25 protein-coding genes are annotated in these 24,512 nt (G+C 42.4%); 11 read left to right on the top strand and 14 right to left on the bottom strand.

The genetic code is table 11. From position 1 onward, the window contains the following. Positions 1-478 (top strand): ammonium transporter (locus tag DI53_RS01820; RefSeq protein ID WP_037494725.1); only part of this gene is annotated, 478 nt, incomplete at its 5' end. A gap of 66 nt (positions 479-544) precedes the next feature. Here the strand turns inward: DI53_RS01820 and DI53_RS01815 are convergent. The 3 genes from DI53_RS01815 to DI53_RS01805 form a co-directional block, all read right to left on the bottom strand. Beyond that, positions 545-1,780 carry a dicarboxylate/amino acid:cation symporter gene (locus DI53_RS01815; protein WP_037494714.1) on the bottom strand — a complete coding sequence of 412 codons (1,236 nt, stop codon included), beginning with the start codon at positions 1,778-1,780 and terminating at the stop codon, positions 545-547. 96 nt (positions 1,781-1,876) lie between these two features. Next, positions 1,877-3,163 carry a CitMHS family transporter gene (locus DI53_RS01810; protein WP_037494713.1) on the bottom strand — a complete coding sequence of 429 codons (1,287 nt, stop codon included), beginning with the start codon at positions 3,161-3,163 and terminating at the stop codon, positions 1,877-1,879. An 11-nt stretch (positions 3,164-3,174) separates the two neighbouring features. Next, positions 3,175-3,867, bottom strand: coding sequence for a DUF2490 domain-containing protein (locus DI53_RS01805; protein WP_037494712.1), 693 nt, complete (start codon positions 3,865-3,867; stop codon positions 3,175-3,177). A 507-nt stretch (positions 3,868-4,374) separates the two neighbouring features. Between DI53_RS01805 and DI53_RS01800 the strand changes: the two genes are divergently transcribed. The 8 genes from DI53_RS01800 (at position 4,375) to DI53_RS01765 (ending at position 11,009) form a co-directional block, all read left to right on the top strand. After that, the gene (locus DI53_RS01800) at positions 4,375-5,340 is read left to right on the top strand and encodes a sensor histidine kinase (RefSeq protein WP_157836744.1); all 966 of its coding nucleotides are present in this window, start codon (positions 4,375-4,377) and stop codon (positions 5,338-5,340) included. Then, positions 5,337-6,035, top strand: a complete 699-nt coding sequence (locus DI53_RS01795) for a LytR/AlgR family response regulator transcription factor (protein WP_037494710.1) — start codon at positions 5,337-5,339, stop codon at positions 6,033-6,035. Before DI53_RS01800 ends, DI53_RS01795 begins: the two co-directional genes overlap by 4 nt. 110 nt (positions 6,036-6,145) lie before the next feature. Then, positions 6,146-7,936: a translation elongation factor 4 gene (lepA, locus tag DI53_RS01790; protein ID WP_037494709.1), complete on the top strand. Its 1,791-nt coding sequence runs from the start codon at positions 6,146-6,148 to the stop codon at positions 7,934-7,936. Positions 7,937-7,977: 41 nt separating this feature from the next. After that, positions 7,978-8,862 carry a bifunctional 5,10-methylenetetrahydrofolate dehydrogenase/5,10-methenyltetrahydrofolate cyclohydrolase gene (locus DI53_RS01785; protein ID WP_037494708.1) on the top strand — a complete coding sequence of 295 codons (885 nt, stop codon included), beginning with the start codon at positions 7,978-7,980 and terminating at the stop codon, positions 8,860-8,862. Between the two features lie 80 nt (positions 8,863-8,942). Then, a complete protein-coding gene (locus tag DI53_RS01780; protein WP_037494707.1) occupies positions 8,943-9,449 on the top strand; it encodes a hypothetical protein in 507 nt (168 codons plus the stop codon). Between the two features lie 93 nt (positions 9,450-9,542). After that, a complete protein-coding gene (locus tag DI53_RS01775; RefSeq protein WP_037494706.1) occupies positions 9,543-9,989 on the top strand; it encodes a GreA/GreB family elongation factor in 447 nt (148 codons plus the stop codon). A 93-nt stretch (positions 9,990-10,082) separates the two neighbouring features. Beyond that, positions 10,083-10,574, top strand: coding sequence for a BON domain-containing protein (locus tag DI53_RS01770; protein WP_037494705.1), 492 nt, complete (start codon positions 10,083-10,085; stop codon positions 10,572-10,574). A 9-nt stretch (positions 10,575-10,583) separates the two neighbouring features. Beyond that, the gene (locus tag DI53_RS01765) at positions 10,584-11,009 is read left to right on the top strand and encodes an SH3 domain-containing protein (protein WP_037494703.1); all 426 of its coding nucleotides are present in this window, start codon (positions 10,584-10,586) and stop codon (positions 11,007-11,009) included. A 27-nt stretch (positions 11,010-11,036) separates the two neighbouring features. On the opposite strand, the gene DI53_RS01760 is transcribed toward DI53_RS01765, so the two are convergent. Further along, positions 11,037-11,873 carry an MBL fold metallo-hydrolase gene (locus DI53_RS01760; RefSeq protein ID WP_037494701.1) on the bottom strand — a complete coding sequence of 279 codons (837 nt, stop codon included), beginning with the start codon at positions 11,871-11,873 and terminating at the stop codon, positions 11,037-11,039. Positions 11,874-11,988: 115 nt separating this feature from the next. Here DI53_RS01760 and DI53_RS01755 point away from each other — a divergent pair, with 115 nt between their 5' ends. Then, positions 11,989-12,699 (top strand): class I SAM-dependent methyltransferase, encoded by a 711-nt coding sequence (locus tag DI53_RS01755; RefSeq protein WP_037494699.1) that lies wholly within the window; start codon positions 11,989-11,991, stop codon positions 12,697-12,699. Between the two features lie 90 nt (positions 12,700-12,789). Here DI53_RS01755 and DI53_RS01750 read toward each other — a convergent pair whose 3' ends face one another. From DI53_RS01750 to DI53_RS01715, 8 genes are all read right to left on the bottom strand, one after another. Continuing rightward, a complete protein-coding gene (locus tag DI53_RS01750; protein WP_037494697.1) occupies positions 12,790-15,960 on the bottom strand; it encodes an efflux RND transporter permease subunit in 3,171 nt (1,056 codons plus the stop codon). 30 nt (positions 15,961-15,990) lie between these two features. After that, positions 15,991-17,136 carry an efflux RND transporter periplasmic adaptor subunit gene (locus DI53_RS01745; RefSeq protein WP_037494696.1) on the bottom strand — a complete coding sequence of 382 codons (1,146 nt, stop codon included), beginning with the start codon at positions 17,134-17,136 and terminating at the stop codon, positions 15,991-15,993. Positions 17,137-17,168: 32 nt separating this feature from the next. Continuing rightward, on the bottom strand, positions 17,169-18,503 hold the full coding sequence (locus tag DI53_RS01740; protein ID WP_241462344.1) for a TolC family protein: 1,335 nt from the start codon (positions 18,501-18,503) through the stop codon (positions 17,169-17,171). A 1-nt stretch (position 18,504) separates the two neighbouring features. Further along, positions 18,505-19,083 carry a TetR/AcrR family transcriptional regulator gene (locus DI53_RS01735; protein WP_037494691.1) on the bottom strand — a complete coding sequence of 193 codons (579 nt, stop codon included), beginning with the start codon at positions 19,081-19,083 and terminating at the stop codon, positions 18,505-18,507. A gap of 221 nt (positions 19,084-19,304) precedes the next feature. Further along, entirely contained in the window at positions 19,305-19,730 is a 426-nt protein-coding gene (locus tag DI53_RS01730; RefSeq protein WP_037494690.1) for a c-type cytochrome, read from the bottom strand. Between the two features lie 7 nt (positions 19,731-19,737). Next, positions 19,738-20,385 carry an SCO family protein gene (locus DI53_RS01725; RefSeq protein WP_037494688.1) on the bottom strand — a complete coding sequence of 216 codons (648 nt, stop codon included), beginning with the start codon at positions 20,383-20,385 and terminating at the stop codon, positions 19,738-19,740. 2 nt (positions 20,386-20,387) lie between these two features. Next, complete coding sequence (locus DI53_RS01720) at positions 20,388-20,822, bottom strand: hypothetical protein (RefSeq protein WP_052071962.1); 435 nt, start codon at positions 20,820-20,822, stop codon at positions 20,388-20,390. Between the two features lie 40 nt (positions 20,823-20,862). Beyond that, positions 20,863-21,366 carry a YiiD C-terminal domain-containing protein gene (locus tag DI53_RS01715; RefSeq protein ID WP_052071960.1) on the bottom strand — a complete coding sequence of 168 codons (504 nt, stop codon included), beginning with the start codon at positions 21,364-21,366 and terminating at the stop codon, positions 20,863-20,865. Between the two features lie 103 nt (positions 21,367-21,469). Between DI53_RS01715 and DI53_RS01710 the strand changes: the two genes are divergently transcribed. Beyond that, a complete protein-coding gene (locus DI53_RS01710) occupies positions 21,470-22,693 on the top strand; it encodes an MFS transporter (RefSeq protein ID WP_037494686.1) in 1,224 nt (407 codons plus the stop codon). A 233-nt stretch (positions 22,694-22,926) separates the two neighbouring features. Here DI53_RS01710 and DI53_RS01705 read toward each other — a convergent pair whose 3' ends face one another. Beyond that, positions 22,927-23,571 carry a uridine kinase family protein gene (locus DI53_RS01705; RefSeq protein ID WP_037494684.1) on the bottom strand — a complete coding sequence of 215 codons (645 nt, stop codon included), beginning with the start codon at positions 23,569-23,571 and terminating at the stop codon, positions 22,927-22,929. A gap of 21 nt (positions 23,572-23,592) precedes the next feature. Continuing rightward, complete coding sequence (locus DI53_RS01700) at positions 23,593-24,507, bottom strand: DPBB and LysM peptidoglycan-binding domain-containing protein (RefSeq protein WP_052071958.1); 915 nt, start codon at positions 24,505-24,507, stop codon at positions 23,593-23,595. Positions 24,508-24,512 lie beyond the last annotated feature (5 nt).

The following is a 24,512-nucleotide window of genomic DNA, read 5'->3' as shown; positions in this document are numbered from 1 at the left end:
TCTTTTTGATGCGGCTCGCGGTACCAAGCCCTCTGCCATGGGAACTTGTATAGGCGTTGTCGTTGGCTTAGTGGCTATTACACCTGCTGCAGGTTTTGTTACCGTACCACACTCTATCGTGATCGGGGCAGTAGCAGCTATTATCAGTCGGCTCCTTATTGACTGGCGCACGAAGTCTAATATCGATGACACCTTAGACGTTTTTCCAAGTCATGGCGTAGGTGGGATGGTTGGTATGATTCTGACCGGTGTTTTTGCCCATTCTGCAATAAATGGGGCGGTAGAAATTAACGGCTTATATTATGGTGAGACGGGCTTATTTACGGCCCATATTATCGGCCTTATTGGTGCGTCTGTGTTTATACTTGTCGTGGCCTTTATCCTTTTGAAGGTAACAGATCTTGTAACGCCACTGCGTGTTAATGCGCAGGAGGAGTTGGAAGGACTTGATCTTTCGCAACACGGCGAAAAGCTTTAAAAATATCTTACTACTAACTAAATCCAATTGTGAATGTACCGTGTTCGTTAAACGAGCACGGTTTTTTTACGTAGTTTCTTCAAAGGCCATCGGTCGCTTTTCGTTTCGGGATATTTTCTTCAAATTCAGTTTGTTTATTACAACACCACAAACGGTAATGCCAATAAAATTTGTTATCGATCGGGCTTCGTTCATAAAGCGATCAACAGCATAAAGGAGGGCAATATCTGCCGTAGGTATATGAAAACGGCCCATTGTGAAAACAAGTGCTAGAAAGCCCGAGCCTGGCACTCCGGATGCGGTTTTAGAGGTGAATGAAATAATGGCGAAAAGCCACAAGTAGTCCGTAAAGCTCATAGAGATTTTATAAAACTGAACAAAAAATATACTACTTACAGCGATGTAGATACATGCCCCCGCAAGATTAAAGCAATAACCTAAAGGGATGACAAATCCTAATATATTTATATCGTAACCCTTAGCTTGCAACTTCTCGAATATCATAGGAAAAGCGGTTTTTGATGACGATGTAGCCATCACTAGTAGGATTTCTTCTTTCAAGAGTACCAGCAAGTCCCATAAATTGAAGCCGAAGAGTCGGGCTATCAGGCCCAATAGGCCGAAGATAAATACTATGTTTGCCAGATACACTGTGGCTAATACCTTACTCAAGGGGATTAAGGCATGTAGGCCATATATAGAAATACTGTATGCGATGTTGCAGAAAATAATGAATGGAAGAAGTAGGTAAGTATATTTTACAATTTTTAAAATGAAGTTTTGGATGCAATTCAACCAAATTACCATCTTTTCTTTATTTGCAGAAAGATTAATGTAAATCCCTAGCCCAATAGCTAACAATAAAAATAAAACATGTCTGTTGCGATAAACGATCGAAAACTGACCATTATAGTCCTTCTTTTCGTAAAATCTCGGCAGTGCTGGGTAGAAATCTTTCAGGTTCGAATTGATAATCTCTCCCGGTTTTATGATACCAGCAAATGCAAACCCCAAGAGAATACAAAGTGATGTGATACAAATAAAATATATTGCCGTTTGCCACATCATACGATTAGCGTGCGGGACTTGAGATAAGTTGCAAATGCCTTGTACAATGGCTAAGAATATAACTGGGAGAACTATAATTTCTAAGAGCTTTAAGAACCGCCCGCCGCCATCATTAAAAGAGATTGCTGTGGTTGGAAAAAAATAGCCGGTAGCCACCCCAGCAACGATAGCGATGAATGTGAATAAACTTAAATTTCTGAGATAGTTTCCCGTGAATGTTGTTTTTAAAAGCACTTGTTCTCTTTAGTTACATGATTTTACAAATTTATAGTATAGTAATGTATTTTGGTTCGTATAATTTTTTTTCTATCCCTTTAGTCATATTAGCAATTAAATAATTCCTAAAGCGAGTGCGGCAAATAACATAATGATGGAGGAACCAATAGCCCACTTCAGTGTATACCGTAGGTGGTCCGCAAATTCTACCCCTGCGAGGGATACGAGAAGGTATGTGGAGGGCACAAGAGGACTCAATAAATGTGAGGCTTGGCCAACTAAACTTGCGCGCCCCAAAATGTCGGATGCGACGCCAAGCTGTTCGCCTGTAGCTTCAACTATCGGCAAAATTCCAAAGTAATAGGCGTCATTTGTTAGGAAGAAGGTGAGTGGCACGCTAAATATTGCTGTGATACTGCTCAGCGCATTATTCCATGAATGGGGGATAATATTTATCGCACTTGTGCCCATTGCCTGCATGATTCCCGTTCCATTGAGTATGCCCGTGAAGATCCCCGCGCCAAAAATCATTCCTGCCACCGACAGTGCGTTGCCTGCGTGCTTTCCAATAATTTTCTGTTGGTCTTTAAGCTTGGGGTAGTTGATGACTGACGCAAAGCAAAATGCGAGCATAAAAGCAATACCTAATGGGATAACATCAAGTATCATGGTTGAAAGCAGCACAAGAGTGAGTATGAGATTTACCCAAATCAATTTAGGACGCCTCAAGGTATTATCCTCATCCATCTGTATCGTGCTTTCCGTATATTCGTCATTTTTTCCTTCCTTAGCTATGCGTTTCTTCTCGTAGTAGCCGAGGATGTACGCGACTATGAATACCCATACTATTCCTATCGCCATGACGGGAATCATGGGGACGAAAATGTCCGAGTGTCCTAATTGGAGCGAACTCATTACTCGAGCTGTAGGTCCTCCCCATGGCAAAATATTCATAATGCCTCCAGAAAGCATGATGAGACAGGTCAGTACAAGGGGTTTGATACCTTGCTTTTTGTAGACAGGCAGTAGTGCCGCTACCACAATAAGGTAAGTTGATGATCCATCACCATCCAGTGATACTAATGTGGTCAATGCTACCGTTCCCAGCGTCGTTTTTATAGGATCGTTGCCTACATTTCGACGGATAAGCCGGACCAAAGGTTCAAATAATCCGGTATCAATCATTAAACTGAAATACAAAATGGCGAAAATCAGCATGACACCTGTAAATGCTATGTCTTGTACACCTTTTTTCATCATCGGTCCAAGATCTGGGCCATAGCCGGCTAGCGTAGCAATAGCAACCGGTATAAGAACCAATGCTGTGAGTGGTGTCAGTTTTTTCATCATGATGAAAAGCATGAACAGCCCAATCATAAAAAATCCTAAAAAGCTTAACATAGTGGCTAAATTTATTGGTTCTTATTTTTTTTTCTCCAGTCCAAAAAGTTACGCGCTACAATTGCTCCGTAATTACTTGAAGAACCTTCGTCGAGTTGCGCAACAAGATTTGCTTCGATAGCCCATTTTTTACTCAGCCTCCATCCAGCACCACCTGTTATTCTATTGCTGTCAAAAGCGCGCTCATTTCGAACATTTATACGGATTTCATTTTTAAAAATTCCGTAAAACTTTTCATCTTGACCTACTTTGTAAAAGGGAATATTAATCGATATGAGATAACGTAAGCGCAGGATGAATTGATCGGGATTATTCAGAAATCGCTCTTCGGCCCGAAATCTGTGAATAATGCCAACACGCCCTATGTCTCCGGCAAGCATAACTTGCTGGAACGGCCGTTTTTCGTAGCGAATAAGATCTTTGTCATCCTCAGGATATGAGCGGAGGAGCAGGTACATAAAGCCTACGCCAGGTCGAACACCTTTTACTATCTCGTAGTCTACATAGGTCAAACCCAAAAATAAACGGGTGTCATATATAAAATCATATGAACGGTATTGGCTCAACGCGATGATATTGCTTTTGGATGAAATCTTCGCTGATAAAAAGTATTGGTACCACATGTTATAGCTGCCACGAGACTGGCCACTCGATTTGAAAATGTTTACCAAAAGGAAAAAGGTGATGATAATTATTGCTCTCATATGTTATTACCTCCCGGTGGCTGTGTAGCTAAGTTTGTCTGCGGAATCATATTGCCTATTATTCGCAAGAGCATAATGACGCCTAATCATTGTTAAAGTGTACATTAAGAACACGATCAATGCGCGAAGACAGAAGTTTAGCTTTGGTTTACAATTTGTTTAACTATGATACAAACTTAATCGTGGTGAGGTCTCAATCAGAATATCTTCAACGAAATACTTGTTTCTTCAACGAACGACATTTGTACTGGTTCTTAAGCTGCGGTGGGTGGCAAGATTTTCATAACGAATTTGAAAAAAATGAACGATGGCATATTATATTTCCATTGAAAACATTAAATTGCAAGGAGCACTTAATTACAATGGATGTTTTTAGTCGTCAATATTGTTTTCATTCTCTTAATAGTGAGGATATCGCTTAATGGCGCATTTCTAAACCGAGTCATGGCCTACCGTTGGCCATTTTTGATAAGATCTCAACATGCCATATTTCTTATATACTTTACGGTGATTGCATTTGTAACAGCGAACAATCTCTTAAATCTGCCCAATATGATTTACTATGTGGGGGGCTTATTAATCTATAACCTCGGCGTATACTATATCGTCTACCATTTTTTAGTCCCGCGTTATTATGTAGTCAATCGCTATCCCTTGTTTATTTTAAACGCTGTACTGGTATTTTTGATTTCTGCACTGTTCCGTATTCTGCTGGAATCTTCGCTGTTTAAGATTAGTGAAAATACCGATTCTACCTTTCCAAATTATCTTTATCATATTTATTCGCTACAAGCATTGGTTGTTGTGGTGGCATCCTTTTTCGGTATCACGAAAGATAAATTTTTGATTGAGCAGAACTATAAAACGCTGGGAGCGGAGAAAGAACAATTACACTTCGATCTTTTGAAAGCCAAATTAAGCCCGCATTTTTTGTTGAACACATTAAATAATATTTATGTTAAAAGTCTAGGAGCCAATGGCGAAACATCAGCATCAATCCTACAACTGAGCAGTCTCCTTCAATATGTCATCTATGATTCATCATTGGATAAGATTCCTTTGCGGAGCGAATTTTCCAGCATGGAATCCTTGACAGGGGTTTACCGCCTGAAATACAATCGTGAGTTGAACATTTGTTTTGACTTAAATCAAAGTGATATCGTAGATAATATGGAGGTTCCACCCGCATTACTATTAACATTATTCGAAAACGCTTTGAAGCATTCGGGCATAGGTTCGGAGGAGGGGAGTTTTATTTATGTGTCATGTCAGCTTGATCAATCGCAGCTTCTGTTTGTAATTAGAAATTCTATAGGAAAAAGAGTTGTTGGTATGGAAACAGGGTATATGGGTTTGGGAAACGAAGCAATAAAACATTTATTGGAGAGGTATTATAAGGGACGTTTTTCCCTTATCTTACAAGCGCAGGCAGACGATTCATTTTACACATCGCTAACAATTGATTTGAGATGAGAAAAATAAAAGTTGTAGGGATAGATGATGAATATCCGTCATTAGAGCTAATACAATATTACTGTGCACAGATGCCACGAGTGGAACTTGTGGCGACGTTCCAAGATCCCGAGGAGGCATTTAAATACCTACAAATACATCCTGTAGAGTTGATCATCACCGATATCAATATGCCTTATCTAAATGGTGTTGAGTTGTTGAAAAGTTTAGAAAAAAAACCCTTGTGCATATTCTTTACCTTGGAAACTCAATATGCCGTGCAAGCATTCGAGCTCGATGTCATACACTATTTGGTAAAACCGGTTTCATTTGCAGTTTTCGAAAAATCCGTACAGAAAGCATTGGATTTTTTACGTTTTCGCGAAACGATTGCGGAAAAGCACGAAAATAACTTCATTATGTTTAAGTCTAACTATATGATGCAGAAGGTTAAGCTTGACGATATCATGTGGGTGGAAGGTTTTGGAGAATACATCGTTCTTGTAACTACCTTTAAACGATATGTTATTTTGGAAAGAATGGCTAATTTCGTCGAAAACTATCAACGTTACGGTTTTATTCGTGTGCACAAATCCTATATCGTATTGCGTGCGCATATCAACTCTGTCAGTTCCAACAGTGTTTATCTGCGGGGCAATCACAAGTTACCGTTAGGACGAACCTACAAGGTCGCTGTTAAAAGCGCTGGACTATAGCCGTCGTCGGCCGTAGGAGATGCCTTTTTGCCTGAAATGCGATTATATCGCTAATTATCTGCCCTAAAAAATCTATATTTGCCATTTAGAATTATTGGATAAAAACCTGTATGAAGCATATACGTAATTTTTGTATTATCGCACATATTGACCATGGCAAGAGTACCTTGGCAGATCGGCTGTTGGAGTTTACAAACACCATCTCGCAACGTGAGGCACAAGCGCAACTACTGGATAATATGGATTTGGAACGCGAGCGTGGTATCACGATCAAATCTCACGCTATCCAAATGGAGTATACCCAAGATGGTCAGCAATATATACTAAACCTTATTGACACGCCCGGTCACGTCGATTTCTCTTACGAGGTATCACGCTCCATCGCGGCATGTGAAGGTGCCCTGCTTATCGTAGATGCTTCGCAGGGCATTCAAGCGCAAACTATTTCCAACTTATATCTTGCGTTAGAACATGATTTGGAAATCATTCCTATCTTGAATAAGATGGACCTTCCGGGCGCTATGCCGGAAGAGGTTAAAGATCAAATCATCGACCTTATTGGTGGAAAACGGGAAGAAATTATTCCTGCTTCCGGAAAAACGGGAATGGGCGTCCCGGACATCCTTCGTGCTATCGTCGAGCGGATTCCGGCACCAGTGGGCGATCCTCAAGCGCCACTACAGGCGTTGATCTTTGATTCTGTTTTTAATTCTTTTCGCGGTATTATGGCGTATTTCAAAGTGGAGAACGGCGAAATACGAAAAGGGGATAAAGTGAAGTTCGTAGCGACAGGAAAAGAATATTTTGCCGATGAGATAGGGACGTTAAAACTGAATCAGGTGGCAAAAGATGTGGTTAAGACAGGCGATGTTGGTTATATCATTTCCGGAATAAAAGAAGCCCGAGAGGTAAAAGTGGGTGATACCATTACCCACCGCGAGCGTCCTTGTGCGGAAGCGATCCAAGGATTTGAAGAGGTTAAGCCCATGGTCTTTGCCGGGATCTATCCGGTGGATACGGAAGATTACGAAGAACTGCGCGAATCTATGCATCGCCTTCAGCTGAATGATGCTTCTTTGGTATTCGAGCCTGAGTCTTCTGCAGCTTTAGGTTTCGGTTTCCGTTGTGGTTTCTTGGGTATGCTGCACATGGAGATCATTCAGGAACGCCTGGAGCGCGAGTTTGATATGACGGTTATCACGACGGTACCAAACGTTTCTTACAAGGCTTTTATGACTAAAGAGCAGGAGGAAGTCACCGTACACAATCCATCGGATCTGCCGGATCCCAGCAAGCTAGATTTTATAGAGGAGCCGTATATAAAGGCTAATATCATCACGAAGTCTGATTTCGTTGGGCCAGTGATGTCGCTCTGTATTCAGAAACGCGGAACAATCATTAACCAATCTTATTTGACATCAGATCGCGTGGAGTTGGTGTTTGAAATGCCGATGGGAGAAATCGTATTTGATTTCTATGATAAGTTGAAAACGATCTCAAAAGGATATGCCTCTTTTGATTATCACCAAATAGGCTATAGGAAATCGGATTTGGTTAAGTTAGATATCCGTTTGAATGATGAGCCGGTAGATGCATTATCCTCCTTGATCCACCGCAGTAATGCGTATGATTTTGGAAAGAAAATCTGTGAGAAACTGAAGGAACTTTTACCTCGCCAGCAATTTGAGATTCGTATCCAAGCATCCATCGGTGCAAAGATTATTGCACGTGAAACCATCTCAGCACTTCGAAAAGATGTAACGGCTAAGTGTTATGGTGGAGATATATCCCGTAAGCGGAAGCTCTTGGAGAAACAGAAAAAGGGTAAAAAGCGTATGCGGCAGGTAGGAAATGTCGAGATCCCGCAATCTGCCTTCATGGCCGTGCTGAAACTAGATTAATAACGAGTCATCCACCATACCTATTAAGTACAAGAGGAAACATGAATTTATTAGATGGAAAGCTGGTATCAGCAAAAATAAAAGAAGACATCAAGATAGAGGCTGCACAGTTCACTGCTCAAGCTGGTCGTAAGCCACATCTCGTTGCGATTTTGGTAGGCAACGACGGCGGCAGCGAAACCTACGTGGCCAGCAAAATGCGCAACTGCGAATTGGTAGGTTTCGAGTCCACAAATATCCGTTATGATGTTGACATTACCGAGGCTGAGCTTATCGAGAAGATTAACGAAATCAATCAAGATCCGACAATAGATGGGTTAATTGTACAACTACCTTTGCCAAAGCATATCGACCCTGATAAAATTACGGAAGCAATAGACCATCGCAAAGATGTAGACGGCTTTCACCCCATAAATTTGGGGCGAATGCAGCGAAATCTACCGTGCTTTATCCCGGCCACCCCATATGGTATAATGCTTATGCTCGAGTATTACGGTATTGAAACCGCTGGCAAAAAAGCTGTCGTGGTAGGCCGAAGTAATATTGTAGGCTCACCTATGAGTATCCTATTGGCTCGAAATAGCCAACCCGGCAACTGTACCGTTACGCTGACGCACAGCCGGACGGCAAATTTAAAAGAGGAAGTACTTTCAGGAGATATCGTAGTGGCGGCCATAGGCCGAAAAAACTTTGTTACCGCGGAGATGGTAAAGGAAGGCGCAATCGTGATTGATGTCGGTATCAACCGCGAAGATTCTACGGAGACAAAATCTGGATTTAAGCTTTATGGCGATGTGGATTTTGAGGCGGTGGCCAAGAAAGCATCCTGGATTACGCCGGTCCCCGGTGGTGTTGGCTTGATGACTATCGTCGGCCTGTTGAAAAATACGCTCGAGGCTGCAAAAGGAGCGATCTATGCGAAGTAATATGCCTCATTCTTTTGGTACAAATATTGTTGTTGGTAAGTAGTTAGCCACCAGTGTATTTTAAACAAAAATCAGGTAATATGAAAAAGTTAGCGTTATTAGCAGTTGTTGCTGCAGCAGTTAGTTTCACAGCATGCAACAGTAATCCATCGAAGGATAAGAATGCAGACGGTGAGGTTTCTGCCGGTGAACACTTAGACCATACAGTCGAGGAAGTCGAAGATCACAGCGAGCATGCGCACGCCAAAATGGATAAAGACATCGCAGAAGCGAAGGCACGCGTGAAGAAGGCTGAGGCCGATTTAGAAGCGGCTGTACAAAAGAAAGATAAGGAAGCTGAAAAAGCTGCACAAGAATCATTGGACGAAGCAAACTCTGCTTGGGATAGAGTGAAAGCCACGGCTAAGAAAGCTGGACATGCTGTAGAGGAAGGGACGGAAAAAGCAGTTGATGCCACAGGGAGAGCAGCAGATGCCACCGGCCGAGCAATAGATCGTGCAATCGACAAAACAGCGGATAAAGCAAATCAAGTAGCGGAAGATGCTGAACGAAAGGCAAAAAATGTGAAAGAGGCTTTGAAAGATTAGCGATACATTAGGTTATTGTAGGACGCCAAACTTCGTGTTTGGCGTTTTTATTTTAGCCTATCAGTACCTTCATAAACACACTTTTGAAAAATTATGGAAATAAAAAAGCAGTTGCTGGAATATTGTTTGTCCAAGAGTGAGGAACGTCTTACCGAAATTGTCTACGCTATACAACAAGCTCAGGAGGGGATAGAGAGCGATACAAAAAGTAGTGCTGGAGACAAATATGAAACTTCTCGAGAGATGATTCAACAAGATCTAAACCGCTATCAGAACCAACTCCTGCAAGCTAAAAAAGACGCCGTGCTTTTACAGAATATTATTCTTGATGAGAAAGAAACGATAGGGCCGGGATCGCTCGTCAAGACCGACAAAGGGTCGTACTTTATTGCGATTAGTCTGGGGAAATATAGGCTGCAAGATGAAGATTTCATGATTATATCAGGGTCATCACCTATCGGAAGGCTGTTAATTGGAAATAAAGTTGGTGACACCATTCAGTTTAACGGAAACGTCCAAAAAATAAAAGCTGTCCATTAAAACGGTGCATGGGTCTCCTAATAAATTCAAACAATTACCACAGCGCTTTGTTCCCTACAGTATAGAGCAAGTTTTAACTAAATAGGACTGTTTATGAAATCAATGATAAAAAGCTGGGCAATTATATTATCGATTGTACTTGCCCTTTCCCTCCTCCATCGGTGTAAGCCGCAGGTTTCCGATGCGGATGTGAAAGCCAAGGTAGAGTCGGCTTTGGGGAGCAATCCCAATGTAACCATTGGTGTGAAAAGAGGTAAGGTAACGCTATCTGGAATTGTCGCCACCGAAGAAGAAAAAAGGAATCTTACTGCCACTGCAAAAGACGCTGACCCACAAAATATTAAAGACGTTATTGATGATCTCACGGTTGCTGAACTTCCGCAAGATAGTGTCACGAATGATGCTGAGCTAAAAACGCAGCTGCAGGAAATTATTAAAGGCCACCCGTCACTTACGGGGCAGGTTAAGGATGGCGTTATACAGCTATCAGGAAGTTTGGAACAGCAAAATGTGCAACAGCTAAGGATTCGTTTGGAGGAATTGCACCTTAAAGAACTTGATATGTCTTCTGTAGCAGTAAAATAAAAGATTTATATGGCATTACTTGATAAATACAAAAGACTGTTAGATACCGCAAAAGATTCGGATATCGAAGATTTGTCGTATTATGAACAGGATGAACAACTGTATGTGGTCGGCACAACGTCTCATGCAGATATCAAAAATAAACTTTGGGATGTTTATAACCAGATTGATCCGAATTATATCGCTGGTGAGGTCGTATTGAATATAGCCATAGCGGATTCCGTTCGTGGTACCCAAGCACGTATAGTAAGCCAGGATCCTTTGTTGAATCTTCGTAAGGGACCGGGTACAAATCTTCCCATTTTAGCGGAAGTTGGGAAAGATGAGCTTTTGATGTTAATCAGCCGTGCGAATGATCAATGGTGGCTCGTTCGAAACAAAGAGGGCGTTGAAGGGTATTGCTACGCGCAATATGTAGAGCCGGTAGGAACTTAACCCCGGCTCAAACGGTATCAATAAAGCTTATCCAATATCTTCTAAAGTGAACGTGTCTTTTAAACGAATGCCTTTCTCGGTACGTTGTAAGGTGCAGCAAGGATGCAGAGGGTCGTGTTCTAAAAATAAAATGTATTCCTTGTCGACTATTTCTTCCCAATAATGTTGACGCTCTTCCATTGTTGTCAAGGGACGCACGTCATAACTCATTACGTAGGGTAAGGGGATATGACCTACAGAGGGAAGAAGGTCTGCCATATATAAAATCGTTTTGCCTTTATACTCAATTTGTGGTAGCATCATGGCTTCTGTGTGTCCATATGCGTAGCGCAGCCCGATCTGCTCGGAAAAGTTCTGTCCGTCAGGCACAAAATTTAATTGGCCGCTCTCTTGCAGCGGCATTATATTTTCCTTTAAAAAGGATGCCTTCTCTCGCGGGTTAGGGTTTGTAGCCCAGTTCCAGTGCTTTTCATTGCTCCAAAAACGCGCGTTGTTAAACGCTGGGCTAAGCCGGTCGCCATTCCGTACCACAGCGCCTCCGCAATGATCAAAATGAAGATGGGTCAGGATGACGTCCGTGATATCATCACGGTGAAAGCCAAGCTTTGCCAAAGAGCTATCAATGCTGGCATCTCCATGGCGGAAATAATGTCCGAAAAACTTATCGTCCTGTTTGTCGCCTAGCGCGGTATCGATAAGTATCAGACTGTTTCCATATTCAATAAGCAACAGGCGCGTGGCCCATGTACATAGGTTGCGCGCATCGGCAGGGTTTGTTTTCTGCCAGATAGATTTCGGCACCACGCCGAACATAGCGCCGCCATCTAATTTAAAAAATCCAGTATCTATGGTGTAAAGTTTCATATGCTATCGTATTATTCCTCGCGGCCCTCAAAATACTCATGCATGGGCTACTTTTAAGTGATAAATATAGTATTTTTAAAATATCGTTAATCGCTTAGTTTTTAATAAACATCGTATGATGAAATCAACCCTTAAGGAAATTGAGATCCGTTTTGACCAGGATGTGGAGCGATTCTCCAATCTAGAGACGGGACAACGCACAACATTAGATGCGCTGTTCAACATGGAGCTTATTACTACGGCTATCGCAAAGCGCTATCCGGCACTGAAATCTGTTTTGGATATTGGTTGCGGCGCTGGCAATTACCCGGTGATGTTGTTGCAAAAAGTAAAAGATGTAGATGTCACCCTGGTTGATCTGAGCCAACCAATGCTGGATAGGGCACGCACGCGGGTAGAGGCAGCTACCACCGGAACAGTCGCGACTAAAAAAGGAGACTTCCGAACGGTGGACTTAAAAGAAGGGGGCTACGATGTTATAATCGCTACGGCGGTATTGCATCACCTTCGAGACGATCAAGATTGGGAGGATAGCTTTCGCAAATTGCACGCTTCGTTAACAGATGGTGGTAGTCTGTGGATTTTTGATCTTGTTCAGCAACAAGACCCACAATTGCAGGATTTGATCTTTAAAGATTATTACGGCGAATACCTGACAGGACTGGAAGATGAAGCGTATCGAGACCATGTCTTTGATTATATTGAAAAAGAGGATACACCGAAAGATCTGATGTACCAGCTGGATCTACTTCGGCGCGTTGGCTTTCGGCAGGTCGATATACTGCACAAAAATCTTTGTTTTGCATCTTTTGTAGGTATCAAGTGATAAGAGTATACGTTGATGCAGCGATATGCACGCTATAAAAAAGAGGACATCTTTCGAATGCCCTCTTCCTTCATTACCTATAAAATGCTATTAATGAGCACTGAGGTTTTTCGCTTTTTCTTCATCAAATGAAGCTTCTAACTCAGCAAGTTTTTTCTTGCCATAAGCCATTTTGGTGATGACGTAAAACAGTACCGGCACGATGAAAATTGCAATCAGCGTTGCTGCCATCATCCCTCCGAATACTGTCCAGCCAATGGTTTGACGGGAAAATGCTCCGGCGCCTGTTGATAGCATCAACGGGATAATCCCTAAGATGAATGCAAATGATGTCATGATGATTGGGCGAAGCCTTAATTTCACAGCATCAATAATCGCATCCATTAAGGGCATACCAATATCGACCCGCTCTTTGGCAAATTCGACGATCAAAATAGCATTTTTAGCCGCTAATCCGATAATCGTTACGAGACCGATCTGTGCATATATATTATTATCCAAGCTGGGGATAAGTGTCAATGTTAAGATTGCGCCAAAAATCCCGATTGGAACCGATAATAAAATTGAAAACGGTACCGACCAGCTCTCGTAGAGCGAAGCCAATAATAGGAATACGAAAATGATACATAATGCAAAGATCATGATCGTCGTGTTTCCAGATTGGCTCTCTTGCAGGGAAAGTCCAGAGAAGTCGTAGCTGTAGCCATTTGGAAGTGTTTCATTTGCTACTTCTGAAAGTGCACGTAACGCATCACCAGAGCTGTAGCCGGGCGCTGCCGACCCACTGACTTCAATACTTCTAAAAATATTATAGTGATTGATAATCGATGGGTTTTGTACCATTTGCCAGGTCACCAAGGTACTTAATGGTACTGGTGAGCCTTCCGTGTTGTTCACATACAGCTTGTTAATATCCTCTATATTCATGCGGTAGCTATTATCCGCCTGTGTAACGACACGGAAGTTACGACCGTAGCGCGTGAAGTCATTGATATAAGCCGAACCAAGATATGCGGAAATAGTACTGTAGATAGATGATATAGGTACAAGCATTTTTTTAGCTTGCTCTCTGTCTACTGAAATTTTAAAGTTTGGTGAGTTTGAGTTGAAGAGCGTATAGGCCATTCCAATTTCAGGTCGCTGGTTTACCGCGCCCAAAAATTTACCAACAACAGCTTCAAATTGCTTGATATCTACCGTTTGCTGATCCTGAATCATCAAAGAAAACCCACCCGATGTACCCAGTCCGGGAATAGCCGGCGGCGTCACAGCGAGAACGCGTGCTTTACCATAGCTTCCATATTTACCCATAATGGCACCTGTGATATCTGCCGCAGTACGCTTACGCTCCGCCCATGGCTTTAGGGATACAAACAATGTGGCAGCATTAGACTTAAACGAACGGTTTAAGATGTTGATACCTGCAATCAAAGTTACGTGCTCGATCTCTGGAAAATCTTTTCGGAATTGATCATTTAACTCTGTCAATACGGCGGCCGTGCGGCTAGCTGATGAGCCCTCCGGTAAGTTAACCCCTGCAAAGAAGGAACCATTATCTTCTGTCGGGATAAACCCTGTCGGCTTGGTGGTAAACATGTATCCTGTTCCAATGAAAATACACAGCAGGATAACCAGCGCCAATGGCGCGCGACGGATCGATACACGAACACCCTTAGAATATTTATGCGTGACGCGCTCGAACCAAAGGTTGAACTTGTAAAAGAACTTGTTTAGGCCTTTTGCATCTTTGTTGACCGATGTAGGTTTCAAAAGCAAAGCGCATAACGCCGGTGTCAAGGATAACGCGATAAAAGCAGATAGCATAACCGACACTGCGATCGTGATCGCAAACTGTTGGTAAAGCTTTCCAACCATACCCGGGATGAAGCCTACGGGAATAAACACAGCGGCCAAAATTAAGGCAATCGCTATTACCGGAGCCGTAATGTCTTTCATCGCATGCGTGGTAGCATCTTTTGCACTCATCTTATAGTGATCAATGTAATGCTGTACCGCTTCTACCACAACGATGGCATCATCGACCACAATACCGATGGCTAATACAAAGGCTAACAACGTTAAATTGTTGATCGAGAATCCGAATAAGGTGAAGAAGATAAACGTACCTACAACGGATACGGGTATCGCCAATACAGGAATCAATGTAGCTCTCCACGATTGCAGGAAGAAGAAAACAACCAATGTCACCAAGAGCAACGCTTCCACCAAGGTATGTATTACCGAATCGATGGAAGCATGGACCACTGATACCGTCTCATAACCAACGACATAATCTACATCCTCGGGAAATGATTGCTTCATTTGATCCAATGCCGCGTATATACCTTCGGCCGTCTCTACAGCGTTACCACCCGGCGTTTGCGCCACCATCATACCTGTGGAAATCATGCCATCGGTACGCGTCGTTGTTGCGTAACTGAACTGACCAAGCTCGACACGAGCCACATCCTTCAATAAAACGATTGATCCATCGCGGTTTGATTTCACAATAATTTCTTCAAAATCTTCTACAGAAGATAGATCCGAGTCGGTAATAACCGGATATTCGAATACCTGTGAATTCTGTAGGGGCGGTGCACCTACTGAACCACCTGGGATTCGAAGGTTCTGTTCAGAGATCGCTGTCGATACATCTGCCGGTGTTAACCGTAACGCTGTTAATTTATTAGCATCAAGCCACACGCGCATAGAAAAGGGTTGACCAAATGCCGTAACATCGCCCACGCCTTTCACCCGCAAAATAGCGTCTTTCACATATAGGTTGGCGTAATTAGCCAAAAACTTATCGTCACGTGTTCCTTTAGGGGATACCAACGACACCAACATTAAGATATCCGTATTGGCTTTTCTCGTGATTACTCCCAGCCGACGAACGGCTTCCGGCAACGCTGGTTCGGCAATGCCAACTCGGTTCTGTACATCTAAGGTAGCTACGTCAATATCTGTACCTACCTCGAAGGTTACTGTGATAGTAGATTGCCCGTTCGACGTACTGTTTGACGACATGTAGATCATGCCCGGCGTACCGTTGATCTGACTTTCAATAGGCGTGGTCACCGTCTGCTCTACCGTCTGCGCATCAGCTCCGGTATAGTTGGCCGTAACAGTTACGGTTGGAGGCGCAATGGATGGGTATTGACTGATCGGCAATGTCATGATGGAAATCGTACCAATGATCATAATTAAGATCGAGATGACGATTGCGGTGACTGGCCTTTTTATAAATACTTCTGAGATCATTTCTATTTTTTTTGTTTAGAACTTCAACGACTATTTCTTGGGAGCGTTATCTGCAGAAGGTTGATTCTCCACAACCTTAGCTCCGTTTCTCACGTTCATAAGACCATCGACGATTATTTTCTCCCCTGCCTCGACACCGGATTCTACAACGACATTCTCACCCACTTTCAACCCAAGTTTTACAGGGCGTATTTCAGCCTGGCTGCTGTCATTAACAACAAACACATTGTACACACCTAATTGATCCTGCACACCTTTGAACGGAATAATAGCCTGTTCGCTAGATGAGGTGCTTTTCACATTTACCGTAAGGTTCATACCCGCACGCAATACATTTTGCGGGTTGCTGAAAGTAGCACGAACCGCAATCGTACCCGTCCTTGGGTCTACAGCTCTATCGATAATAGATACTCGTCCGAAATTCGTATAAGTGGTTCCATCAGGAAGCACTGCGCTTATCTCCGTTGCTGATTTACCCGACTGATAGGCTGCATATTCAGCAATCTCTCTCTCGCTTATTTGAAACTGTACTGTAATAGGGTCAATGGTACTAATCGTATTAATTTCTGTTGTTCCGGGCGAAACCAAAGCTCCCGTGCGAACCATCGAAATCCCTACCACGCCACTATATGGAGCACGTATCACGGCACGCTGTAGGTTTGTTTGCGCCGTGGTCAATGCCGCTTGCGCTGACTGTACCTGCGCTTTTTGATTACTCACCTCAGTTAACGCATTGTCCAAAGTCTGTTTCGCAATCGCATCCTTATCCGCTAATGTTTGGTAACGCGTCAAATCTTTCTCACCACGCTGCAAGGTTGCCTTCGCAATTTCTACTGCCGCCTTCGCTTGGTCTACAGCAGCTTGATACCGGATACGATCGATTTCGTAAAGTACTTGACCTTTGGATACTGAAGCACCGTCCGTGACGTTAATCTTCGTTACATACCCACTTACCTCTGCAAAAATTTTTGTCTCCTGCAATGGAATAACACTACCGGGGTAACTTTTTATACCTGATACAATCTGTTTCTCGACTGCAACGGTTGATACGGGTACGGCAGGCTGTCCTTGCGGAGCTCCTTGTTGCTGACTGGATGGTTTGTCTCCCGATCCGCAAGACTGCCAGAACAATCCTGTACTTATAATTAATGCCGAAAATAAAAAGTTCTTATTCATGGTTTCGTGTATTTCTGTGTTTAATAAGGTTATTATTCTGTAATGTCAACTGTTCCTAATGCGCGTTGGATATCTAGCTTGCTAGATAAGACTGCATACAGCGCATTCAGATAATTTAGCTGACTTGTTTTTAGATCCGTTTCTGCGGTCATTAACTCTAGATATGTTTTAATGCCGGCGTCATACTGCAGCTTGATGGTATTGTATACATCTTCGGAAAGCTCCATATTGCCTTTAGAATTACGCCACTCATTCATATTCGAACGGTAATTAGCCATCGCCGCAGAATACTCCGTGCTGATCTGGTTTTCCAAATTTTGAAGATCCCATGCTATTCGTTCTTCCTGCAGTTCGGATTTGCGAATTTCCTGAATCCTTTTAGTTCCGGTAAATATGGGAACGGAAAGCGATAGTCCTATTGAAGAACTTGGGAAGTTCGTCGCATAAAGTCTACTAAATTCGTTATTGAAGAAATTGGCATTATACATACCGTAAGCGCCAAGCTGCGGTAAAAACTGCCATTTCTGGTATTGCGTGTTCAGCTTCTGAAGATTTTTTAACGTTTCCGTTTGCCGATACTCCACACGATTCGCGTAGCTTAAAATTTCTGTGGTGTCTAGCAGGATATTATTTTCCATAGCCTGATTTTCGAAGGAAAGGGTCATAGACTCTCTTGGGTTCAAACCCAGTAACATCTTTAGATAGTCGTATTTGTATTGACGCATTTCTTTCGCCGTCTTCAATTCCGCATTAGCATTGTTCAATGATATTAAAGCCCTTTTGAAATCCGTTTTATCTACCAGTCCGGTTTCATAGCGCGCGTTTGCTTCTGTGTATTGACGTTGAAGGCGCGAGATGTTTTCATTGATAATATTGATTGATTCTTCAGAAGTCAAGATATCGTAATACGCTTTACTAACATCCACTACGGTCGTTATTTTCGTGCTTTCAATGTTCTGATCATTTTGTTGACGCACGTATTTCGCTGCGCGCGACGCTTGGAAAAGTTCCGGGCTCAATATGGCCTGGTCGGCGCGAAATCCAAATGAACTGGTGTTCTTTTGCCCCATCTGTATCACTTGGCCGTTGATGACGTTCGTCGGAATTTGTATGGCATGAGCCAACGTTCCAGTTGCATTGATCTGCGGAAACCATCCCGAAAGAGCGGAAGCAATCTCCCGTTCGCCAATTTCCTTGTCAATATCGGCTTGTTTAAGTTCTATTTTGTTTTGTAATGCAAAGTCGATCAGCTCGTCTAACGTTGCATTGCTGTTCAATTTTCCGTTATCCTCGGTTGATTGTGCATAAGATGCTCGCGCTATGCACATCGCGAGTAGAAAAGATAAAGCAACTTTGTTGAATCTCATTTTATTTATTGTTAACACCATTCCAAATAATTTCAATTAAATCTTCCCGGCCTTGCTTTTGTGCTTGGCAAAATCCATAGGTAACCATTTTTACATGTGATGTGGCTGCACCTATGTAGAGCGAGATTAAAGTCGGAAAACTTACGTTCCGTATAATTCCCGCATGTATACCCTCTGTAAAAAACATACGCATGCGATCCGCGCCATAGTAGCTGGGATCTTTTGTTTTTTGTATGAGTTCATAATAAGGAGAAGAATAAAATTGTTCTATAAACCAAAATATCTTTTTATTGGCGAGGTAATAATCAACTAAACGATTCCAGATGTAAAAGAACTTCTCTTTGTAGGAGAGGCTTTCTTCAACATTGAAGATGTGCTCGTTTGTTTTTACCCGACAATAAGCGAAGAGCTCGGTTATCAGCTCGTCTTTCGACGCAAAGTAGTGGTAGATCGTACCAGTCGCCACATTGGCGTGCGAAGCAATTTGACTCATCGGAGTCCCGTGAAAACCATTCTCATTAATGAGGGTTAAGGTACTTTCGAAAATGGCTTCTTTTTTATTTAGCAATTGAACGTTCATTCGGTTGCAAATGTAGCTAAAAAGCGGCAGTTCAAATGTCAAATATTTGTTATAAACAACGGATCCTATCCTTGAACGATAGGGCTAACCGGGTGTTAAATGCTTGTTAATGATTTTGAGGTGAATTCCAACTTTTAGTTGTGACAAACGATTTTCTATCTTTAGAGCTATAGCGTTATAATTGATTGGTAAAGGTTTACGTCCGTTCCCAATAGATTTCTTTAGTTGCAAGATTTTAGGTCTGCTTGCACTTCTTCCTGCGTAAAGCTATTTGTGCTTGCTCCAAATGTTGTGGTTACATACGTGAGTATGTAGGCTATCTCGATGTTACTCAGTTGCGGGACGCCGGGCATTGTGCCATCATACGTTTTTCCATGAATTTCAACAGGCTCATCCAGTCCATATTTTACGATGCAGGCTAGCTGCCTGCGGTTTTCACGCTGGTATGTTGTATCGGTAAGCGGAGGATACAGTGCGCCGAGTCCTTCACCCTTCGCGCCATGGCAGTTTTGGCAGTGCGATTGGTAGAGCTTCTGCCCGTTAACAGCGTACTGCGCAGTTTGTATGCTCACGTTGGGTTGGCACGACAATGCTATTGCCGAAATAATCCCACCGATGGCGAATGTACAAAGTATTGCGTTCCGCATAATTCTATTAAAGACTTTCTCGCAAAAGGATTTCTAAGTCGGTAAAAAGCTGCGCTACTTGTTCGTCATTCGTGCCGTCATAAGCTCCTCGTATACGTTTTTGCTGGTCGATAAGAACCAAATATCCTTGATGATCGTACCCGCCCGGTGCGGCAGCATCTTCTTTTGTATAGACAAGGTACTTCTCGGCAATACCATATATGTCTTTCTTGCTACCGGTTACAAATTGCCATTGCGCGTTATCGACACCAAGCTTGGTAGCATAGGATTTTAATACACTGGGCGAATCGTACTTGAAATCGATGCTGTGTGAAAGAAAAGCTACTTTCTCATTTCCCTTATATTTCTCGTAGACCTTTAACAGATTTCGCTGCATAGTCGGGCAAATGCTTGGACAATGCGTAAAGAAAAAATTAGCCACGTAGACTTTGCTTTCAAAATCTTTATCCGTAATCAAAGTGCTATCCTGATTTAGGAAAGTGAAATTTGGTATTTGGTGGTAGACTGTGTCTACAACCGTTTTACCATCAACTAGTTTCTCCACGGCTTCCCGTTCGCCAATGATGGGAAGCTTTTTGCTATTTTTTTCTGTGCAGGCAGATAAAAGTGCCGCTAGCATCAAAAAGAAAAGGTATGTTGTTTTGTTTGATATCATGCTTATTTTTTAAACGGAGCCAATGTCTTTTCGGCGCTTTTGTTTACCGTTTCGAATTCTTCTTTTAGATTACTTATACTTTCAACTTCAGCGTGTTGATACGAAACGTCAGTGCTATCGGGGTTATATTCCTTCATCCAAAGCATCATTTTATCCGTAGCAGATTCCAGATCGTCCTTTAATTTTGTCAATTCCAAACGGGTACTGGCCGTATCCAGCTCTTGGTGATTTGTTTTTACGGAGTTTATATCTGCTAATAAGGAATCGATAAGTATCCCCTGCCTATCAAAGTTTGATATTTCAGGCATGATTTCATCGTGAATTTCAATAGCCTTTTGAGAGATCACCTTTGGATCATTTTTCTCTTCTTTGATGTTTTGGCAGCTAGCCGTAAGCAATAGGCTCACTACTGTAGTGCTTAAAATTACGTTCTTCATATGTTCTTTTATAGCGTTTCAACTTTCAATAATACCTACCTTAAGTTTTAGGCTCGGAAATAGTACTGCTTTTTGTACGCGCTGCAGATAGATCGCGGATGTATATTTCATTAATTGATGTGGCGCATAAGACGCCAGCTTGGTCATATATTGAGATTTCAAATTCCCGTACGACTTTCCCGGATGTTTTCACCTCGTCAAGGGCTTTTTGTACATCTTCCTTTGCTATCTTCACCGAAAAAATCAAATTCTTTGCAGCGGGTTTGAGGTACGATATCTTCGCTGATTTTAACCAAGTTACCGTTTTTTTAATGTCTTTCCGCTTAAAAATTTGATCCAATAGTAGTGTGTGAATTGGATCTACTGAAGCGAAAATTGTCCCACCGAAAATGGTGCCATTTAAATTTCGGTTGAGTAAGCTTTTGCTGATCTTGATATCCATCTGTTGAAAATCCGGATATATCTTTTTTACCCAAATTCGTTGGAAGAAAAAGGGGGGATAGCACCGGAGTAACCATTTCAACACTTTTGGGGAAAGCCGCATACTGCAAATATAAAACTCCCTTTCGTTATCGCGCGATTCAAACTGTTTAATTCTTGTAATAAATGTAAATCGGTCGTAAATTGCTCTATCAAAATTTAATTCTATGGAAGAAAGGAATAAGCCGCGCAAAATATGGCTACTTGTATTGGTGGCCTCGTTGGGTTATTTTGTAGACATTTATGATTTAATAATCTTTTCGATCGTACGCGTGCAATCTTTTAAAGACTTGGGTATCGCGGATGATCAGATGCGCTCCGATGGTGAATTTGTGCTGAATATGCAGATGGCTGGTTTGCTGATAGGAGGGGTGATATGGGGAGTCATTGCTGATAAATACGGTCGCTTGCGCGTTCTCTTTGGTTCTATCCTTCTTTATTCCTTAGCGAATATCTACAATGGTTTTGTGCAGGATGTTTCCACGTATGCCTGGGTGAGGTTTGTTGCGGGGATAGGCTTGGCTGGCGAGCTCGGCGCGGGTATCACGCTGGTAAGTGAATCCATGTCGAAGGGAAAACGTGGTTATGGCACGATGATCGTGGCAGGCGTCGGCGTACTCGGTGCGATACTGGCTTACTTTATTTCCGAGTGGTTTAGTTGGCGAACGGCATATTTCGTTGGGGGCGGGATGGGCATCTGTCTGCTTTTCTTGCGCGTGGGTATTTTCGAGTCAAGAGTGTACAAACAGCAGGAAAATATGGACGTTGCCAAAGGAGATATCCTACTGTTGTTCGCTAGCAGAGAGCGCTTACTTCGGTACATTTACTGTCTGTGTATCGGTCTACCCATTTGGTTCGTGGTAGGCGTGCTCGTAACACAGGCTCCGGAAATAGGAAAAGCATTGTCGGCAGAATCCACGCTTAGTGCGGGAAAAGGTGTTATGTTTACCTATTTAGGCATCTCTCTAGGGGATGTATTGGCGGGCATACTGGCACAATGGCTAAAGTCCCGGAAGAAAGTTGTCTTCCTTTGCCAGCTGCTAATCATTTTTTTCTCGCTGTGGTATCTTTCCAGTTCAGGCATTACTGAGCAAAGGTTCCTGTTATTAGCTTTCTTAATGGGGATAGGTGTTGGTTATTGGGCAACTTTCGTTACCATAGCTGCAGAGCAGTTTGGTACTAATTTACGGGCAACGGTAGCGACAACCGCCCCTAACTTTGTACGTGGAGCCTTAATTCCGTCGACAATATTATACGGCTGGCTTGTGCCGCAGGTAGGGATACGCTATGCAGCAATGGGTGTCACTTTACTTTTATCGGCTATTGCTATTTTTGCGTTAACCAGATTAAAGGAAAGCTTTAATAAGGATCTAAACTATGTGGAATCGTAAGTTGTAAGCGGACGGTTAGTATCGAAAAACAGGTCTACCGATCAGGACATTTTTTGCAGCGCTTACCCCGCTTATATTTTTTACAACACTTTTTAAATACACAGCAGCCCAAATCCGGATCGCACTTAAATCCTTTTTTTGAATCACAAAAAAAAGGATTTTCCATTTCCTCGTGCCCTAAAGGGCTTGTTATCAGTTCCATCACGCTGCAAATATAGCTATTTAGATTTTATTTAAATAATGGTGATGTCGGATTTTTTTTCGCGAAGATCCGTGGAAATTTTGGACGCAGCATCATCGATGATTTTTGGATCATCGGTATTGTTGATAATCACTAAATCGCAAATTGATTTGAAAGGGGCTAGGTACGCGTTATAAGACGGCACAACATGGTTTATCCATTTATACATCACATCGTCGTGGTCATATCCGCGCTCTATTAAATCGCGCCGTAATCTTCTTTCCAGTGCCACTGATTCATCAGCATCTAAAAATATTCTGAAATCGAGTAAGTTATTAACTTCCTCATAGTGAAAGATGAACAAGCCCTCAACAATAAGAACAGGGGCAGGCTTAATTTCTAACATTTTCGGCTTAATCTCGGGATTATTGAAGGTATATTCTTCCCGATGAACGGTCTCGCCGTCAAAAAGCTGTTTTATATCGTGGTGAAATGCTTCCCTATTTATGGAAGTTGGCAGGTCGAAATTGTACAACCTGTTTTCTTCCTGTGTTTTTGTATTTGCCGGTATATAATAGTCGTCCTGAGAAATCAGTGTGACATCTTCAGGTAAGAAATGATTGAGAAAACTCCTTAAAAAAAAGGTCTTTCCTGACCCGCTGCTCCCCGCTATCCCAATTACGTAAGGTTTGTTCATCTATGCGCTATTTATCTAAAATTATTGCAAAGGTACACCATATGCGATTTCTATCAAAAATCTTCTGTCTAACGCACCAATGTAACTTGCCGCGGATTTCGACAAAATGACAATAGCACCCTGTGTATCAGAATTGTCAGTGAATTTTCCCACGACCTTTGCATAGGTAACATTTTTAGTCATCGGGTTAGTGATTTTCAGGATCGTGCCAATAGGAGCCGTTTTATGCAAAGCTAAATTGCTTTTTCCATCCGTTTCGAGATTCTCCATCCACACACCTATACCTTTCTCCTGTTTCTCTCGTATACCGTAGCGATTTGCTTCAAACCCTAGATCAACGGCATGCTGCTCGGCCATACTGGGCGTATCAACTATTGGGTCTATAACGATCTCCGGTTCGGGTTCTTGGTAATCGGAATTTGGAATTTTTAATAACTGACCTTCTTTTACCGAGTCCGATGATAAATTGTTCATCCTTTTAATGTCGGCTACGGTCGTATTAAAGCGTTTGGAAATAGCAAATAGGGTTTCGCTCTTTCCTACTTTATATTCTGTAAGTACCTCCTGCTGAGCAACCTGAGGAGGAGAAACTGGGCGTTGCGGCTGTTGGACAACTTGAGGTGTAGCCGCTCTACCCGTCGGTACCCTTACTGTGTCGCCAGGCTTCAATGATTTCTTGTTGTTGGCTGCCATGATGGCGTTCACTTGCGCGCCATAGCGACGGCCCAGCGCATAGTATGTATCTTTGGACTCCACCTGGTGGATGATTACAAGCTGCCCATTCACAACCTCTGAACCCACAGAGTCAGGCGCATTAAGACTAATTATATTACGAGATATCGGAAAAGCCGATTTGGCTGTTAATAAAAAAGGTGAACATAGAACACCTACAAAACCCAACTTTATGCAAGTGGAAAAAGCTATTGTTTTTATCATACGGA

Source organism: Sphingobacterium deserti (assembly GCF_000757725.1).
Classification (GTDB): domain Bacteria; phylum Bacteroidota; class Bacteroidia; order Sphingobacteriales; family Sphingobacteriaceae; genus Sphingobacterium; species Sphingobacterium deserti.
This window is presented reverse-complemented; position numbering and strand designations above follow the sequence as displayed.